Source organism: Rhodococcus sp. AC861 (assembly GCF_979256035.1).
Genome location: NZ_CEEDMW010000004.1, coordinates 239788 through 255336 on the forward strand (window position 1 = coordinate 239788; position 15549 = coordinate 255336).

The window sequence follows — 15549 nt, forward strand, 5'->3', positions numbered from 1 at the left end:
GGGGCACCACCGTCAGTCTTCGGCCTTCTTGAGCACGGCGGCGATCGTGAGGAAGAGGATCTTCACGTCGAGCGCCAGTGACCAGTTCTCGATGTAGTAGTTGTCCCACTCGGCGCGATCGGCGATGGACGTCTGGCCGCGGAGACCGTGCACCTGAGCCCACCCGGTGACACCGGCCTTGACGCGGTGGCGTTCGCCGTAGCGTCGGATCTGCATCTCGAACAGATCGACGTAGTGCGGTCGCTCCGGTCGCGGCCCGACCAGGCTCATGTCGCCGCGGACGACGTTGAGCAACTGGGGCAACTCGTCGAGCGAGGTCTGGCGCATGAGCTTGCCGATGCGGGTACGACGGTCGACGCCTTCGACACCTCCGGGCGCCGAACCCTCGATGCGCGCGAACTCGGCGTCGGACGCGCGAGGCGGACGCATCGACCGGAACTTGAGGCAGCCGAACGTCTTTCCGTCACGGCCCACGCGGTCCTGGGAGAAGAAGATCGGGCCGGGCGAGCTGGTCTTGACCAGCAGCGCCAGGACGAGGAACACCGGCGAGAGCACCAGCACGCCCAGGCCCGCGAGGACCCTGTCCATGACGCCCTTGACGAAGAACTGCCATCCCTTGGGGTCGGTGTGCGGCAACACCATCAGGGGAAGTCCGCCGAGATGCTCGACGCGGGTGCGCACGCCGACGGTGTCGAACAACCGCGGAACCAACCACACGCGCATGCCGTTCGAGTGGGCAGTACGGATGGCCTTGACCAGACTCTCGGTCGGAACGTCGGAGAATCCGATGACGAGCTCCTCGGCGCCCGTCTGCTCGATGGCCTGCGCCAGCTGCGCGGGATTGCCCATGTAGGGGACGGCCAGCGCCTCGGGAGTGTCCGGCTCCGGATCGATCGCAGGGGCCTTGTCGAGCACGCCGACGGGGTCGAGGCCGTACTCGGGGAACTGATGCATGCGTGACGCCAGTTGGTGCGCGATCGGGCCGCCGCCGATGATGAGTGTCGGAGCCGCCGACTTGTGGTTCACGCGGAGGTAGCGCTGGATCGTGGTCCGCAGGAAGCGAGCCACCGCCACCAGGATGCCCGCGGCGATCCACACGCGGACCATGAAGAGGCCGGGCCGGTACTCGGTGCCCACGACCAGCAGGATCGTCAGGACCAGCAGAGTGGCCATCGCGACGGACGTCTCGACGGGACCGATCTCGTCGAGGAAGTTCCGTCGGAGGCCGCGCCGGTAGAGCGAGCGGGACGCCAGGATGAGCAGGACCAGTGGCACGAACAGCCACGGCACCCAGCCGTAATCGATGTCGCCCGATCCGGGCCACAATCTCGCCACGGCGACAGCCACGATCGCCGCCGTCGCATCCGCTGCGATGGTGACCATCGTGTGTGCAGGATCGACGCGAAGACGGTCCGCTAATCCACGTTCCTTGGACACCCTCGTGGCAGGGGCGTTGCGCTGCAACGTATCTCGCGATTCCAGTGTTTCTGACACAGGATTCACTCCGTACGGACCTAGTGGTTGACCGACCGAGATCAACACTAGACCATTCTTCGGAGTTGTCTTCTCAGAATGGTCACGGCGCCATTACGGAAAAGCGACCGATAGACAGAGAATCGACGCAGAAATGTAGATCACGCCCGGAATGGTTCGCTCACTCGAAGATTCGCTCGCGAACCATCCACGCAATGTCCTTGAGTACCTGTACGTGCCCCGTCGTCCACTGACGTGGCTCGGCGTCCCAGACGCACAGCGTGCCCACCGCGTGACCGCCGTCGTCGACCAAGGGGATGCCGAGGTAGGAGATGAAGGTCTTGTCCACGACGCCGGGGTGAGTCCTGAACTTCTCGTCGAGGCGGGCGTCCTCCACCAGCAGTGGTTCGCCTTTCGCCACGGTGTGCTGGCACATGCCGGCCTCGAGAGGGATGGCCCGCGGCCGCTCCTCCTCGGGTCCGAAACCGAGTGCACTCTTGATGAACTGGCGGTCCTTGGCGATCAGCGAGATCGCGGCACCCGGCACCGACAGCGCATCGGCAGCCATGGCGACGATGCGGTCGTAGGCCGGTTCGGACGGGGTGTCGAGAAGCCCGGTGGCCTCGACAGCGCGAACACGATCGGGATCGGTGACGATCGACGGTTGCTCGGATGCTGCCGGCGGCGTGGAGGCAGGAGGATCGGGCACGGGATCGGCTGTCGCCTCGAGGCGCTTGAGCAGATGGCCCAGATCGGTGTCGTCGGCCTCGGCGAGTTCCTTCACGAGGCGTGTCACGACGGCACGCCGGACATAGGCGGGCACCGTCTCGCCCACCCGCACAGCCTGCTGTTCCAGAACCTCGTTCAGGCGGGCATCGAAGCCGTCGTTTCCCGTCGTCATTTCGCCGATACTAATGCAGGTGTCTTCGTGATCGAGCGATGTGGCGAATCCCTGCATTCGGAGCCTTTCCGGTGTCCGTTTTCGCTGGTACGTCCCCCGCGGCCGCCACTGTTAGCCTTGGCCGGTGCTCACCGATCGGTCTGTTTATGGTCCGGGGTCCACTCGGCGCAGACCCGGAGCCGAGTTTCTTCGGCGGTGCTCTCTGTCGGGAGCCGCCGTCTTTCTCGTTCTCGTCGGTGTGCCCGTACCGGCGTCCGCCGCTCCGCCGAGCGAGATGCCCCGGTGTGTGGCGGAGTCGGACGGCGTTCGAGTGGGCGGTTCTCCCGGTGGATCGTTCGGCTTCCTCTCGGACGAGGATCTGGGCCGCGAACTGGATATCGCGCGTGACGCCGGGATGTTCTCGGTACGGATCGACATCGACTGGTCGGTGGTGGAGCCGCGGCCCGGTCGGCGGGACTGGGCGTCGACCGATCGCATCGTCGACGCCATCGTCGCGCGAGGTATGTGCCCGTACGCGATCGTCACCTACGCCCCACCGTGGGCGCGAGTGGCGACGGCGGTCGATCAGCCGTACGCGCGACCGGCGAGCCCGGACGCGTTCGCAGCGTTCGGGGCACTCGCCGCGGAAAGGTACCGCGACCGAATTTCGTTGTGGGAGGTGTGGAACGAGCCGAACATCACCACGTACTTCGCGCCGAGGCCCGATCCCACGGTGTACGCGCTGATGCTCCGGGCGACCTACCGGGCCATCAAGGCTGTGCAGCCCGAGGCCCTGGTGCTGTCCGGCGGAATGGCCCCCGCTGTGGACAACGGGATCAACATCTCACCCAAGACGTTTCTGACGCAGATGAACTCGCTGGGTGCCAACCGATACTTCGACGCGTTCAACGTGCATCCCTACACGTGGCCGTTCCTGCCGAACGATCTGTCGACGGCGCAGTGGAACACGGCGATGGCGATGTGGCCCATGCACGACATCATGGCCGGGGCCGGTGACGGGGAGAAGCAGATCTGGATCACCGAGATCGGTGCGCCCACAGGAACGAACGTGAATTCGATGACGGCCGACGGGCAGGCCGAATCGATCGCGATCATGATGAATGCTCTACTCGGCAACGACTGGTTGGGCCCCGCCTACGTCTACAGCATCCGTGACTCGGGCACCGACCTCGGCGACACCGAGCAGAATTTCGGCATCGTCGAACGAGACTTCACTCCGAAGCCGGCCCTTTCCCGTATCACCGAGTTCACGGCGGAGCACTCGACGTCCTGACGTACCACGACAGCAGCACCCCGCCCATCGGACGAGGTGCTGCAGTCGAATCTGTGGAACGTCAGCGTGCGCGGTAGCTGTACGACGTCTGTCGGCCCGCGAAGTCGAGGTCGCGGCCCCCGGACAGCAGTGCGACGGCCAGTGCTGCGACACCGACGAGAGTCAAAGCGATCATGGTGGTACCTCCACATCGAGCGAGTGCGGATCCCCCTGAACCGCACTGGCGAGAACGGATCTCGCTGACACCATGATTCCCCGCAGAAGGTCCGTTTTCACCGAAGTGAGGGGCACCCCACGTCTCGCCGGACCGGGCGACGCACGTCACTTCTATCCGTGTAGACAGGTAACTGTTACTCCCGCATACCGTCGGCCAGCTCGAAGACCCGGCCCACGTACCGCGAGACGAAGACGTCGAGTGCGTGATCCGACAGTTCCGCGCAGCCGACGCGTCGGAACCAGTGTTCGAGGTCGACCAGCCTGTCTCCCAGTGCGACACGATGATCGTCGAGTTCCCTGAGCTCGTCGGCGACCGCGCGCAGCTCGAGGACCTTGTCGTTCACCGCGCTCTGCGTTCTACCCGAGTCGTCCATGGCACTGATCGTAGCCGTGTTCGAACGTATGTTCTAGTGGTCGAGAACGACGCACGTCCGTCGGATGCGGGTTGTACGGTGACGCCGTGCCGAACCGCTCCCGCCGCCGCCTCGTGCGTGCGCTCGTGACCATGACCGCCTCGATGTCCCTCGCATTCTCGCTCGTCGGTGTCGCGCACGCGGACGGCACGACTCCCGGAACGCTGGTGGGCTCGTCCGCATCACCGGCGCCGATTCCCGGCAGCGTCGACGCAGCACGCATCACCTACTGGTCCGTGGGACCGCGCGACGAGGCAGCGCTGAGCACCGGCGGTGTCTACTTACCGCCCGGTCAGGCTCCCGCGGGCGGCTGGCCGGTCATCGCCTGGGCGCACGGCACATCCGGTCTCGGAGACGATTGCGCGCCGTCCGTCGTAGGACCCACCCTCCCGGAACGGGACTTCCCCTACCTCTCCACGTGGCTGCAGAAGGGGTACGCGATCGTCGCCACGGACTACGTCGGTCTGGGCACACCCGGCGTCATGGCATACCTCGACGGCAAGGTGCAGGCTCACAGCGTCGTCGACAGTGTGACCGCAGCGCGGGCGCTGTATCCGTCCCTGTCGAACCGGTGGGTGGCCATCGGTCAGTCGCAGGGTGGTGGCGCTGCCGTGACCACCGCGCGATACGCCACCGAGTACGGGGGAGAGTCGCTCGACTACCTCGGCGCCGTGGGGACCGGCGTTCCCGCCAACATCGAACTGGCACTTCTTCCGCTGGGCCCGGGTGTCCCGCCCGTCGCGATTCCCGACGGCCTCACCTCCTACGTCTTCTACATCCTCGCGGGACTGCGCAGCGCGCACCCGGAGATCGATGTCGACTCGTACCTCACCCCGCTCGGCAAGCAGTGGGTGGATACGGCGGAGACCATGTGCGCCATGCCGTTCCACGACGCGGTGGCAGGGCTGAAGCTGGGGGAGATGTTCTCGCGGCCGTTGGCGCAGATCCCGAATCTCTACGGCGTGCTCAACGACTACATGGGGGTGCCGACGTCGGGTTACGACCGGCCGGTGTTCATCGGACAAGGTCTGCGCGACATCGACGTGCCCGCTCCGTCGGCACTGTCGCTCGCCGCGGCGATGACGGCGAACGGTGAGCCGCTGACCTTCAAGACCTACCCGGGGGACCACAGCCAGACCTTCCGTGACTCGCAGCCGGACGCCGTCGCCTTCGTCGACGGATTGTTCGGTCGCCGCTGACGGCCTGTTCCCGTGCCCTCTCAGCACCGTCTCAGTCACCGGGGTGACACTGGGTCCATGCGAGTTCTGGTGACCGACGACGATCGTGCCGTCCGTGAATCCCTGCGCCGGTCCCTCACCTTCAACGGATACACCGTCGACCTGGCCACCGACGGCCTCGATGCACTCGAGAAGGTGGCCGCCGAGCGGCCGGACGCGTTGGTGCTGGACGTCATGATGCCGCGTCTGGACGGGCTCGAGGTGTGCCGGCGGCTGCGGAGCACGGGCGACGATCTGCCCATCCTGGTGCTGACGGCTCGCGATTCGGTGTCCGAGCGCGTCGCCGGTCTCGATGCCGGGGCCGACGACTACCTGCCCAAGCCGTTCGCGTTGGAGGAACTGCTCGCCCGTCTGCGCGCGTTGCTGCGCCGCACCGGGGGTGAACTGGGCCCGGACAGCGAGGTGATGTCGTTCGCCGATCTGTCCCTGGATCCGGTCACCCGCGAGGTTCACCGAGGCGAGCGGCCCATCAGCCTCACGCGGACGGAGTTCTCGCTGCTCGAGATGCTTCTGGCCAATCCGCGTCGTGTGCTCAGCCGCAGCCGCATCCTGGAGGAGGTCTGGGGGTACGACTTCCCGACGTCCGGCAACGCCCTCGAGGTCTACGTCGGCTACCTGCGTCGCAAGACCGAGGCGGACGGCGAGATCAGGCTCATCCACACCGTCCGAGGCGTCGGGTACGTGCTGAGGGAAACCGCACCGTGAATCTCGCTCCGTTCGGGCGCTCGACTGCCCGCAACGGTGTCGGTACGCAGGCGGAGCCGCTCGACGTGAGAGGGCAGATGCGTCCGCCCATGCCGCTGACGCGGTCGGTGTCGCTCCGGTGGCGGGTGACGTTGTTGGCTGCGTCGGTGGTGGCCATCGCGGTGGCGGTCATGGCCATCGCTGCCTACGCCGTGGTGTCCCGCGCGCTGTACGGCGACGTCGACAACCAACTTCGGACGCGCGCGTCCGCGCTGATCCAGACGAACCTCGTGGCGTTCGATCCCCGCTACGTCGCCGGAGCGACGCTCTACAGCACGGACGTCAGTGTCGCACTCATCTTTCCGGACCTGACCAAATACGTGCCGCCCGGTTCGACGGTTCCGATCGGCGACCCGGAGATGACTGTGGCGATCGGGCAAGAGGACTCGTCACTGCGCACCACATCCGGTGCGCGCGTGCTCGCCGAGCGCACCCAGGACGGCAGCACCTTGGTCATCGCACAGCGACTGGCACCGACGGGGCAGGTGCTCGACCGCCTCGCCTGGGTGCTCTTCGTCGTCGGCGGATGCGGCGTGGTGCTGGCCGCAGTCGCCGGGACCGCTGTGGGGCGGACGGGTCTTCGGCCCATCGGTCGGCTGACTGCCGCTGCCGAACGCGTGGCACGTACGGACGACCTGACCCCGATCCCGGTGACGGGCAATGACGAACTCGCCCGACTGACCGACAGTTTCAACACGATGCTACGTGCGCTGGCCGAGTCGAGGGCGCGCCAGTCGCGCCTCGTCGCGGACGCGGGACACGAACTGCGGACGCCCCTGACCTCGCTGCGTACGAACATGGAGTTGCTCATCGCGTCGGGACAGCCCGGGGCACCGCGCATCCCGGAGCAGGACATGGCCGACCTGCGTGTCGACGTCGTCGCCCAGATCGAAGAACTGTCGACCCTGGTGGGAGACCTGGTCGACCTCGCACGCGAGGACGCTCCGGAGAACGTGTTCGACCGTGTCGACATGTCCGACGTCGTCGAGCGCAGCCTCGAACGTGTCCGACGCCGCCGCAACGAGATCGATTTCGTCGCCGTGACCACGCCGTGGATCCTGTACGGCGACCAGGCCGGCCTGTCGCGTGCCGTGCTGAACGTCATGGACAACGCGGCCAAGTGGAGCCCGTCCGGGGCCACCGTGCACGTGGCCATGGTCGCGCGGCCCGACGGACTGCTCGAGCTCACGGTGGCCGATGCCGGACCCGGAATCGCACCGGACGAGCGGGAACTGGTCTTCGAGCGCTTCTACCGATCCACGGCGTCGCGGTCCATGCCCGGCTCCGGATTGGGGCTGGCCATCGTGCGCCAGGTGGTGCTCAAGCACGGCGGAACCATCGCCGTCGAGGATTCGGCGGCCGGCGGAACGCTGATTCGCATAGTTCTTCCCGGGGAAGCCGGTAACGCACAGGAGGCTGACATGACGGTCTCAGCGCCTTCTCAGTCCGAAGGGGCATCGTCGAGTCGGACGACGTGAGGTGACCGGCGAGTGCCGGACTCGGAGATGGAGCAGAACGCATGAGTGAGGACCGCACTACTGGAGACACCGGCCGCGACGGCCGGGAAGATCCCACGGCTCAGCAGCAGACACCCCCGCATCAGCCGCAGTACTCCGGGTGGGACGGTCGGTACCAGGGTGGCCAGCAGAACCCGAACCAGCAGCAGAACCCGTACACCCAGCCTTACCAGCAGAACCCGTACCAGCAGCCCGGACAGCAGCCGCAGTACTACGGCGCGACGTCCACGGCGACCGCGACGCGCAAGCCCGGTCGCGCGGCCTTCGTGGCGGGAGCGATCGCACTCGCCTTGGTGAGCGGCGGCATCGGCGGCGCGGTGGGGGCCATCGCGACCGATTCGAACGGTGGCGGTGTCACCAACGCCCTCAATCAGCCTGTGACGCAGGCGAACCCGGCTGCCAACGCGCCGGACGGGTCCGTTCAGGCCGTGGCACAGAAGGTGCTTCCGAGCGTCGTGCAGATCCAGGTCGCCGGCCGCACGGCCGAGGGTGAGGGCTCGGGCGTCATCCTCTCCTCCGACGGACTGATCCTGACCAACAACCATGTGGTGTCCGGTGCCGGCGCCGGTGCGCAGCTCACCGTGTCGTTCAACGACGGTTCGACATCGGGCGCGACAGTCGTGGGTGCCGACGCATCGTCGGACATCGCCGTCATCAAGGCGACGGGTCGCAGCGGACTGACGCCTATCGAGCTGGGAACGTCGGACGGCCTGCAGGTCGGACAGGGCGTCGTCGCCGTCGGATCCCCGCTGGGACTGGCGGGCACCGTCACCTCCGGCATCATCTCCTCGCTCAACCGCCCCGTCGCGACCAGCGGTGAGTCGACCGACCAGACGACCGTGATCGACGCGATCCAGACCGACGCGGCGATCAACCCGGGCAACTCCGGTGGCGCACTCGTCGACATGAGCGGCAAGCTCGTCGGCGTCAACAGCGCGATCGCCACGCTGGGTGCCGGCGCGAGTTCGTCGGAATCGCAGAGCGGTTCCATCGGCCTCGGCTTCGCCATCCCCGTCGACCAGGCTCGCCGCATCGCCGACGAGTTGGTGCAGACGGGCAAGGCCACCCAGGCCATCATCGGCATCAGCGTTCCCAGCAGGGATGACGCGAACGGTGCGACGGTCATGGCCGTCACCGAGGGCGGACCGGCAGCGCAGGCCGGTATTCCCACCGGCGCCGTGGTCACCGAGGTCGACGGACGCGTCATCGCCAGCGGCGACGCGCTGATCGCGGCCGTGCGGTCGCACGCTCCCGGCGACCAGGTGTCGGTCAAGTACACCCAGGGCGGCAACGAGCAGACCGTGCAGGTCACCCTCGGCACGGCTCCCAGCGGAGGCAACTGATGAAGCGACCTCGGATCGTCCGTGACGGTGGCCATCTGACGCCGATCGTCGGCCACATCGAGCCGAGTCGGATGAACTCCGATGCCGTCGAGGGCTTCGCGGCGATGGCGAGTGTCGGGCAGATGGAGACGCGTCTGGAGGCGGGCATTACGGTGAGCGACATGACTATGGATGCCGCGGTAGCCGGACGGGCGCTCGTCGTGATCGTCGACGATCGCACCGCCCACGGAGACGCCGACTCGACCGGACCCCTGGTAAGCGAACTGCTCCTCGAGGCCGGCTTCCTCGTCGACGGTGTCGTCGTCGTCAGTAACGACGAGATCGATGTCCGCAACGCGCTCAACACTGCGGTCATCGGTGGTGTGGACCTGGTGGTGTCCGTCGGCGGCACCGGTACCTCTCCTCGCGACGTGACACCCGATGCCACCGCCGAGGTGCTCGACCGTGAGCTGCTGGGTATCAGCGAGGCCCTGCGCTCGTCCGGCCTGGCCGCCGGCTCACTCGATGCGGGACTGTCCCGAGGGTTGGCCGGCGTGTCCGGCAGCACGCTCGTCGTCAACCTCGCGGGCAGCCGCGCCGCTGTGCGTGACGGCATGGCCACGCTGACCCCGTTGGCCGCACACGTGATCGGTGAGCTGTCCAGCCTTGACGGCTGAGCCACCGGAGGATTCGTCCTCACTCGACGACCCCGCGAGCCGGGCCCGTGAACGGCGGGCCCGGCTCGCGCGTGTGTTCGGCGAGGTTCTTCCGGAGTCGACGAGCGACGACTCTGTCGGCTCCGAACCACATGGCGGTGATTCGTCCGGCCGCTCGGAGGAGTGGTTGAGGAGCCAGAGGCCTCCACATTACGAATAGTTTGGTGTGATCCACGTCACGTGAACGTTCACATCGCGCATCTCGTGTTGCACGTCTGTTAACCGGATATTCGTACAAACCGACAGTGCCGCCCGTGCGGTTACCGCAGGGTAGATGTTGCTGGTGTGACTCGACGACCGACCCGGACGTCCATTCGATGCAGGGGTGCGCCGAACAACCCGCACGTCACGGCTATTCCCGCAGCGTGTTAGCACAGTTTCGAGCGCTCGAGCTCCTTCCTGTTACCGGCGAGTCGCTTTCTCAAAACGCTTGTGACGCAGGTTCACATGAAGGAAACGTGGCCGGCGGATCCGAGACGTAACGCCGTGTGCGTAGGGATTGTCAGGGTTGCGAACTCCCTCTAAGGTTTCGCTCAGGTTCGACAGTGGGTGCTGAATCGATACGAGACAGCAACCAAATTGTGGTCCTGCACTGCCCGACACGTAAGCCACCAGCTTGCCGTCGCCGCCTGATACGGTTCGCTCGACGTGAACCGTTCGGGAGGAATCCAGAGCCCGACAGCGCACCTGAGGCGAACACGCCCCGGGACGAACATGATGAGGAAGTACATGACCGTAATTCAGAAGCCGCGGCGCAGCCGGGGGCTCAAGTCCATGCGTACCGCAGTGGTCGCCAGCGCCGCAGTTGTCGGCCTGGTCGTCGGTGGCGGCTCGGCATCTGCAGCAGTCGACGACTCGAACTCCGTCGTCGACGGTGGTGGCAACACCATCACGGTTTCGCAGGCCGATACCTTCATCAACAGCGTCTTCCCGCTCGACGGAAACCCGCTGACTCGTGAGTGGTTCCACAACGGTCGCGCAATCGTCGAGGTCACCGGACCCGACGCTGCTGACTTCGAAGGTGACATCACCCTCGGCTACCAGTTCGGCTACCCGATGTCCCTCGGTGGCGAGCTGACGTTCTCGTACAGCACCCCCCAGCTCGAGATCGGCGACGGCGACGCCTTCACCGTCTCGGACATCCTCCCGCAGGTCGGCACCACCGTCACCCTCGAGCCGGGCCCCGGCATCGAAGACGTCGAGGTCGGCACCGGTTCGGCTTCGGGCGAGCGCACCGAGATCCAGATCTCGAACGTGCACGGCACCGCGACCAACATCGCCGGCAACGTCTCGGTCCGTCCGTACGTGAAGGTTGTCTCCAGCAATGGCGACACCGCAGTCACCTACGGCCAGCCGTGGCGCTTCAACTGATCCTGGCCCAGCCAGTATCGGTTGCCTGCTGACAGGTAGTTCGCTACCTCGGCAGAACTGAACACACGTACGAAGCCCCATCCGGTTCTCCGGGTGGGGCTTCGTCGTGTTCGTGAACGGCAACTATGGCGTCCGCAATGGTTCGTGGACTGTCACGACGGACCGAATGCCCACCGCCCCAGTCGCTTCCGCGAAACAGGGATCCTGTTGAATGGGCGGTATGAATTCCGGTACCGCAACCCGTCTGATCACTGCAGCCGTCGCCGTCACGGCGCTGGTGGGGCTCTCGGCGTGCAGCAGCGGCGATTCCGGTTCGTCGGACGCCTCGCCCGAGAACGCCACCGCATGCACCGATTTCGAGACTGCCTACGACCAGTTCACCGCGCTCGTCAAGGCAGGCCCGGCCGACTCCGACATCGAGGCATGGACTGCCGCCAAGACCGCCGAGATGCAGAAGTTCCAGCCGCTCGCCGACACCGCGACCGATGGTGTCGAAACGTCGCTCTCCACACTGATCTCCGGCCTCCCGGCCGACTCGCTCGAGCTGACCGAGCCCGACAGCACCTCGGGTCAGGCCTTCGTCGACAACTCGAAGGCTGTCGCCGATGCCTGCTCGTCGGCCGGCACCGCCATCACGCTCGACGAGTTCCCGCTGCTGAAGTTCGGCAACTGACAGGAAGCGGCGCGGTCCGTATCGTCACCGTGCCGCTACCTGCAACGACTTCGGCAACCTACAACGGTTGCAACCGGTGCAGGTTGCCGGAACCGTTGTGGGAACCCGTGCTCGGTACTTCTGGCTCCGGTTTCCGCAACCTGCACTGGTTGTAACCGGAGCACCTTGCTGCAACCGGAGCGACAACGGCCCGGCGACGTTCCCGCAACGACTTCGGCAACTTGCAACGGTTGTAGCCGTTGCAGGTTGCAGGAACCGTTGTGGGAACCCGCGCTCGGAGCGATAACGGACCGGGCCGCGCTCGAACACCGCCGGAACGACAAAAAGGGCTCGTCCACACCCTCGGGTGCGGACGAGCCCTCGTCGTCGATTGGAGTTACGTCGTGGTGTTGCCGGTGACTCCGTCGGTCGTGGTCTTGACGCCCTCGGACTTGCCTTCCGCCAGCAGGTCTCGGATCTGGATCAGGATGTCCTGATCGCTGAGCGCCTTCTCCTTCTTGGTGGCGAATCGTGCCTTCGCGGTGTTCACCGGGAGGATCAGCACGAAGTAGACGACGGCCGCGATGATGATGAAGTTGATGATGGCCGTGATGACACCGCCGATGTTGACGAACGTCGCCGCGTTGCCGGCGCGGATGGAAAAGCCCCATCCCAGTTCGTTACTGGCCCCGATGGACGCGATCAGCGGGTTGACGATGTTGGTGGTGAATGCGGTGACGATCGCGGTGAATGCGGCGCCGATGACCACCGCCACGGCCAGATCGACAACGTTTCCTCGAAGCAGGAAATCCTTGAAACCCTTCAGCATGCGATGTACCCCTCGTCCGATCGTGCGCGAATTTCTGGGGTGAGCGTAACCGACCGAGGTGTTTGCCGAGTTCTCGAAAGTCAGCGCAGCAGAACGGTGAGTGCGTCGGACAACGATGCGGCAGCCACTGTGGCGGCAGCATCCGCACGCAGCGCCAGAAGTACCAGCTGCTCCTTCCGGGCCACTCCGGTTCCGGCCGCGGACACCACGACGACGGTGGCGGCCTCGGCGATGATCCCGGTCCCGCCGTCGGCGGCCCGCACGACATCGACCACGTCGCCTGCTCGCAGTAGATCGGCGAGTTCGGGGTCGGCGAGCCTGATGGGCACCACCCGCGCGTCGTCGGCACGCAGTGTGGCCGACGCGAGCCGCGGTCCGAGGAGGCGGACGTCGGTCAAGACCTCGCCGGGCCGGACGGGTCCCGCGACCGTGCGCCCCACGGCGTCGTCGACGGAGGTGAGTGAACCCTGCGCGACGACGGATTCGTCGACGAGCGTCATCGAGAGGTCCGCGGCCGTCACGTACGAGCCCGGAACCAGGTCGGTCGCCGACACGACGACCGGGACGCGGCTACGCGAAGGGTCGGAGCGATATGCCGCGACGACCGCCAGCAGCACCAGGGCGGCCGCGAGGACGCGCCGTGCGGCGGTCGAGCGAAGCCTGGGTGGGAGAGACGGGATGCGGTCGAGAAGACGCGCGCCGAGCGGATGGGCCGCAGCGGACTTCGGGGTGGGCATGCACCGAGGCTAAAGAGCGTCGGGCCTCGCGATCGCTCGACGGCCGGTGACCCTGTGGAGAACCGTGCGGCTCTCCACAGGGGGTGTGCTCAGCTTGCGCCGGTGGACGCGGACGTGCTCGTGGACTTCTTCTCCGACGAACCGGAGGACTTCTCGGACGGCTTGCTCGAGTCCGACTTCTTATCGGTCGAGCTCTTGCTGTCCGAGCTGCTGCTCGAGTCGGACGATGCAGATTCGCTGGTCGAGGAGGTGCCGCGACTGTCGTTGCGGTAGAAGCCGGTGCCCTTGAACACGATCCCGACGGTGTTGAAGAGCTTGCGCAGCTTGCCCGAGCACGCGGGGCACACGGTCAGCGAATCGTCCGTGAACGACTGGACGATGTCGAACCGGTTGTCGCACTCGGTGCATGCATATGAGTAGGTAGGCACGTTTTCTCCCGCTGTCGGTCCTTCTTGGCACTCTACAGTCGACAGTGCCAGCATCGGCAATCGGAGAACGCCGCCGCAGGTGGAGCTATTCCGCGGGCGGTCGGCCTACCAGCGTCGACAACCCTCCGTCGGGAGTGAGAACGTGGGTCATGCGGATGTCGTGCTCCTCGGTGGGGAGAACGTCGACCAGCTCGTCGTCGTACACGACTCCCACCAGCAGGGCGTCGGACCGCACCGCGTGCAACGTGCGGTCGTAGAACCCCGCGCCGCGACCCAACCGGCCCCCGGCACGGTCGACGGCCAGGGCGGGAACGAGCAACACGGAGGCCTCGGTCACCGTGTCGGGCGCGAGCACCGTGCCCGCCGGTTCGCGGAGTCCGTGCGCTGCGGGCACCAGCGAGTCGGGTCCGGTGTACTCCGCCCACGACATCGCTCCCGGCTCGCGGGCAACAGGGAGCAGCACCCGCACGCCGGCCGCGTGTGCTGCGTCGAGCATCGACACGCTTCCCGGCTCGCTACCGACGGGTACGTACGCGGCCAGGGTGTCACCGCCACGACCGAGTGCATCGGACGCCAAAAGTGCGACGGCGTGAGAGAGTGCCTCTGACGCACGGCGCCGAGAACAGTGGTCGCGACGCTTGCGGGCAGCAAGGATGCGCGTCCTCCACTCGAGTTTGTCGTCCGCGATCACGGGTTAAACCTTAGGGTCTCGCGAAGGAAGTTCGCGGTTTACATGGATAGGGTGTGTGCATGAGCTCAGCGAACAGTGAGTCCACGGCCGGGAGCAAGAAACCGTCCTTCCGCACGGCCGTGGTCCCCGCTGCAGGCATGGGTACCCGTTTTCTCCCCGCCACGAAGACCGTGCCCAAAGAGCTACTGCCCGTAGTCGATACACCCGGTATCGAATTGGTTGCCGGTGAAGCCGCCGACTGCGGAGCCGAGCGCCTCGTCATTGTCACTTCGCCCGGTAAGGACGGAGTGGTCGCACACTTCGTCGAGGACCTGGTCCTGGAGAACAAGCTCGAGGCGAGCGGCAAGCTCAAACTGCTCGCCAAGGTCCGGGTAGCCCCCAAGCTTCTCGACGTCCAGTCGGTGATCCAGCACGAACCTCTAGGCCTCGGACATGCCGTGGCATGCGCCGAAGAAGTGTTGGACGACGACGAGGACGCCATCGCCGTTCTTCTTCCCGACGATCTGGTGATGCCCCGCGGTGTGCTCGACGTGATGTCCCGCGTGCGCGCCAAGCGGGGCGGAAGTGTGTTGTGCGCCATCGAGGTTCCCGAGGACCAGGTGTCGTCGTACGGCGTCTTCGACACCGAGATCGTTCCCGACGCGGTCAACCCCAACGTGCTCAAGGTCAACGGCATGGTGGAGAAGCCCGCGAAGGAGGACGCCCCGTCGAACTACGCGGCCGCGGGCCGGTACCTCCTCGACCGCGCCATCTTCGACGCGTTGCGACGCATCGAGCCCGGCGCCGGCGGCGAGCTCCAGCTGACCGACGCCATCGCTCTGCTGATCGCCGAGGGCCACCCGGTCCACGTCGTGGTGCATCGTGGTGTGAGACACGACCTCGGAAATCCCGGGGGATACCTCCGCGCTGCGGTTGACTTCGCGTTGGAACGAGACGACTACGGTCCGGCATTGCGCGAGTGGCTCCAGGAGCGCTTGAGCGACAGCTGGGCTCCGGAGCTCACGACGTACGAGTGAGGCCCGGCCAGA

General features: G+C 66.3%; 16 protein-coding genes. 9 read left to right on the forward strand and 7 right to left on the reverse strand.

Annotated features, from left to right (window positions below):
* Nucleotides 1–12: 12 nt before the first annotated feature.
* Together AC0IX4_RS14595 and AC0IX4_RS14600 are read right to left on the reverse strand one after the other, a co-directional pair.
* Nucleotides 13–1494, reverse strand: coding sequence for a sugar transferase (locus AC0IX4_RS14595; RefSeq protein ID WP_471829595.1), 1482 nt, complete (start codon nucleotides 1492–1494; stop codon nucleotides 13–15).
* 160 nt (nucleotides 1495–1654) lie between these two features.
* The gene (locus AC0IX4_RS14600) at nucleotides 1655–2374 is read right to left on the reverse strand and encodes a GAF domain-containing protein (protein WP_471829597.1); all 720 of its coding nucleotides are present in this window, start codon (nucleotides 2372–2374) and stop codon (nucleotides 1655–1657) included.
* Between the two features lie 286 nt (nucleotides 2375–2660).
* Between AC0IX4_RS14600 and AC0IX4_RS14605 the strand changes: the two genes are divergently transcribed.
* A complete protein-coding gene (locus AC0IX4_RS14605; RefSeq protein ID WP_471829599.1) occupies nucleotides 2661–3647 on the forward strand; it encodes a glycoside hydrolase 5 family protein in 987 nt (328 codons plus the stop codon).
* Nucleotides 3648–3997: 350 nt separating this feature from the next.
* Here the strand turns inward: AC0IX4_RS14605 and AC0IX4_RS14610 are convergent, their stop codons facing one another.
* Nucleotides 3998–4237 carry a hypothetical protein gene (locus tag AC0IX4_RS14610; RefSeq protein ID WP_042574749.1) on the reverse strand — a complete coding sequence of 80 codons (240 nt, stop codon included), beginning with the start codon at nucleotides 4235–4237 and terminating at the stop codon, nucleotides 3998–4000.
* Between the two features lie 131 nt (nucleotides 4238–4368).
* Between AC0IX4_RS14610 and AC0IX4_RS14615 the strand changes: the two genes are divergently transcribed.
* The 7 genes from AC0IX4_RS14615 to AC0IX4_RS14645 all read left to right on the forward strand — a co-directional run bounded on the left by AC0IX4_RS14615 (nucleotide 4369) and on the right by AC0IX4_RS14645 (nucleotide 11857).
* On the forward strand, nucleotides 4369–5475 hold the full coding sequence (locus tag AC0IX4_RS14615; protein WP_471829925.1) for a lipase family protein: 1107 nt from the start codon (nucleotides 4369–4371) through the stop codon (nucleotides 5473–5475).
* Between the two features lie 57 nt (nucleotides 5476–5532).
* Nucleotides 5533–6219: a response regulator transcription factor gene (locus AC0IX4_RS14620; RefSeq protein WP_042574750.1), complete on the forward strand. Its 687-nt coding sequence runs from the start codon at nucleotides 5533–5535 to the stop codon at nucleotides 6217–6219.
* 77 nt (nucleotides 6220–6296) lie between these two features.
* Nucleotides 6297–7736 carry a HAMP domain-containing sensor histidine kinase gene (locus AC0IX4_RS14625; RefSeq protein WP_156148890.1) on the forward strand — a complete coding sequence of 480 codons (1440 nt, stop codon included), beginning with the start codon at nucleotides 6297–6299 and terminating at the stop codon, nucleotides 7734–7736.
* Between the two features lie 41 nt (nucleotides 7737–7777).
* Entirely contained in the window at nucleotides 7778–9118 is a 1341-nt protein-coding gene (locus AC0IX4_RS14630; RefSeq protein WP_082518047.1) for a S1C family serine protease, read from the forward strand.
* A 122-nt stretch (nucleotides 9119–9240) separates the two neighbouring features.
* The gene (locus AC0IX4_RS14635) at nucleotides 9241–9774 is read left to right on the forward strand and encodes a MogA/MoaB family molybdenum cofactor biosynthesis protein (RefSeq protein ID WP_156148891.1); all 534 of its coding nucleotides are present in this window, start codon (nucleotides 9241–9243) and stop codon (nucleotides 9772–9774) included.
* A 768-nt stretch (nucleotides 9775–10542) separates the two neighbouring features.
* Nucleotides 10543–11184 carry an MspA family porin gene (locus tag AC0IX4_RS14640; protein ID WP_042574805.1) on the forward strand — a complete coding sequence of 214 codons (642 nt, stop codon included), beginning with the start codon at nucleotides 10543–10545 and terminating at the stop codon, nucleotides 11182–11184.
* A 220-nt stretch (nucleotides 11185–11404) separates the two neighbouring features.
* Nucleotides 11405–11857, forward strand: coding sequence for a hypothetical protein (locus tag AC0IX4_RS14645; RefSeq protein WP_056070107.1), 453 nt, complete (start codon nucleotides 11405–11407; stop codon nucleotides 11855–11857).
* Nucleotides 11858–12233: 376 nt separating this feature from the next.
* On the opposite strand, the gene mscL is transcribed toward AC0IX4_RS14645, so the two are convergent.
* From mscL to AC0IX4_RS14665, 4 genes are all read right to left on the reverse strand, one after another.
* Nucleotides 12234–12665: a large conductance mechanosensitive channel protein MscL gene (mscL, locus tag AC0IX4_RS14650; protein ID WP_042574752.1), complete on the reverse strand. Its 432-nt coding sequence runs from the start codon at nucleotides 12663–12665 to the stop codon at nucleotides 12234–12236.
* A gap of 80 nt (nucleotides 12666–12745) precedes the next feature.
* On the reverse strand, nucleotides 12746–13402 hold the full coding sequence (locus tag AC0IX4_RS14655; RefSeq protein ID WP_471829602.1) for an SAF domain-containing protein: 657 nt from the start codon (nucleotides 13400–13402) through the stop codon (nucleotides 12746–12748).
* A gap of 89 nt (nucleotides 13403–13491) precedes the next feature.
* On the reverse strand, nucleotides 13492–13830 hold the full coding sequence (locus AC0IX4_RS14660; protein WP_471829603.1) for an FmdB family zinc ribbon protein: 339 nt from the start codon (nucleotides 13828–13830) through the stop codon (nucleotides 13492–13494).
* Nucleotides 13831–13915: 85 nt separating this feature from the next.
* Nucleotides 13916–14521: a 5-formyltetrahydrofolate cyclo-ligase gene (locus AC0IX4_RS14665; RefSeq protein ID WP_471829605.1), complete on the reverse strand. Its 606-nt coding sequence runs from the start codon at nucleotides 14519–14521 to the stop codon at nucleotides 13916–13918.
* A gap of 59 nt (nucleotides 14522–14580) precedes the next feature.
* Here AC0IX4_RS14665 and AC0IX4_RS14670 point away from each other — a divergent pair, with 59 nt between their 5' ends.
* Nucleotides 14581–15537 carry a UTP--glucose-1-phosphate uridylyltransferase gene (locus AC0IX4_RS14670; protein WP_042574756.1) on the forward strand — a complete coding sequence of 319 codons (957 nt, stop codon included), beginning with the start codon at nucleotides 14581–14583 and terminating at the stop codon, nucleotides 15535–15537.
* Nucleotides 15538–15549 lie beyond the last annotated feature (12 nt).

What these genes read in the sequence shown, in the direction of transcription:
- AC0IX4_RS14635 (WP_156148891.1), top strand. Translation starts at nt 9,241, where the DNA reads ATGGAGACGCGTCTGGAGGCGGGCATTACGGTGAGCGACATGACTATG.
- mscL (WP_042574752.1), bottom strand. Translation starts at nt 12,665, where the DNA reads ATGCTGAAGGGTTTCAAGGATTTCCTGCTTCGAGGAAACGTTGTCGAT.
- AC0IX4_RS14620 (WP_042574750.1), top strand. Translation starts at nt 5,533, where the DNA reads ATGCGAGTTCTGGTGACCGACGACGATCGTGCCGTCCGTGAATCCCTG.
- AC0IX4_RS14670 (WP_042574756.1), top strand. Translation starts at nt 14,581, where the DNA reads ATGAGCTCAGCGAACAGTGAGTCCACGGCCGGGAGCAAGAAACCGTCC.
- AC0IX4_RS14645 (WP_056070107.1), top strand. Translation starts at nt 11,405, where the DNA reads ATGAATTCCGGTACCGCAACCCGTCTGATCACTGCAGCCGTCGCCGTC.
- AC0IX4_RS14625 (WP_156148890.1), top strand. Translation starts at nt 6,297, where the DNA reads ATGCGTCCGCCCATGCCGCTGACGCGGTCGGTGTCGCTCCGGTGGCGG.
- AC0IX4_RS14615 (WP_471829925.1), top strand. Translation starts at nt 4,369, where the DNA reads ATGACCGCCTCGATGTCCCTCGCATTCTCGCTCGTCGGTGTCGCGCAC.
- AC0IX4_RS14655 (WP_471829602.1), bottom strand. Translation starts at nt 13,402, where the DNA reads ATGCCCACCCCGAAGTCCGCTGCGGCCCATCCGCTCGGCGCGCGTCTT.
- AC0IX4_RS14630 (WP_082518047.1), top strand. Translation starts at nt 7,778, where the DNA reads ATGAGTGAGGACCGCACTACTGGAGACACCGGCCGCGACGGCCGGGAA.
- AC0IX4_RS14640 (WP_042574805.1), top strand. Translation starts at nt 10,543, where the DNA reads ATGACCGTAATTCAGAAGCCGCGGCGCAGCCGGGGGCTCAAGTCCATG.
- AC0IX4_RS14610 (WP_042574749.1), bottom strand. Translation starts at nt 4,237, where the DNA reads ATGGACGACTCGGGTAGAACGCAGAGCGCGGTGAACGACAAGGTCCTC.
- AC0IX4_RS14600 (WP_471829597.1), bottom strand. Translation starts at nt 2,374, where the DNA reads ATGACGACGGGAAACGACGGCTTCGATGCCCGCCTGAACGAGGTTCTG.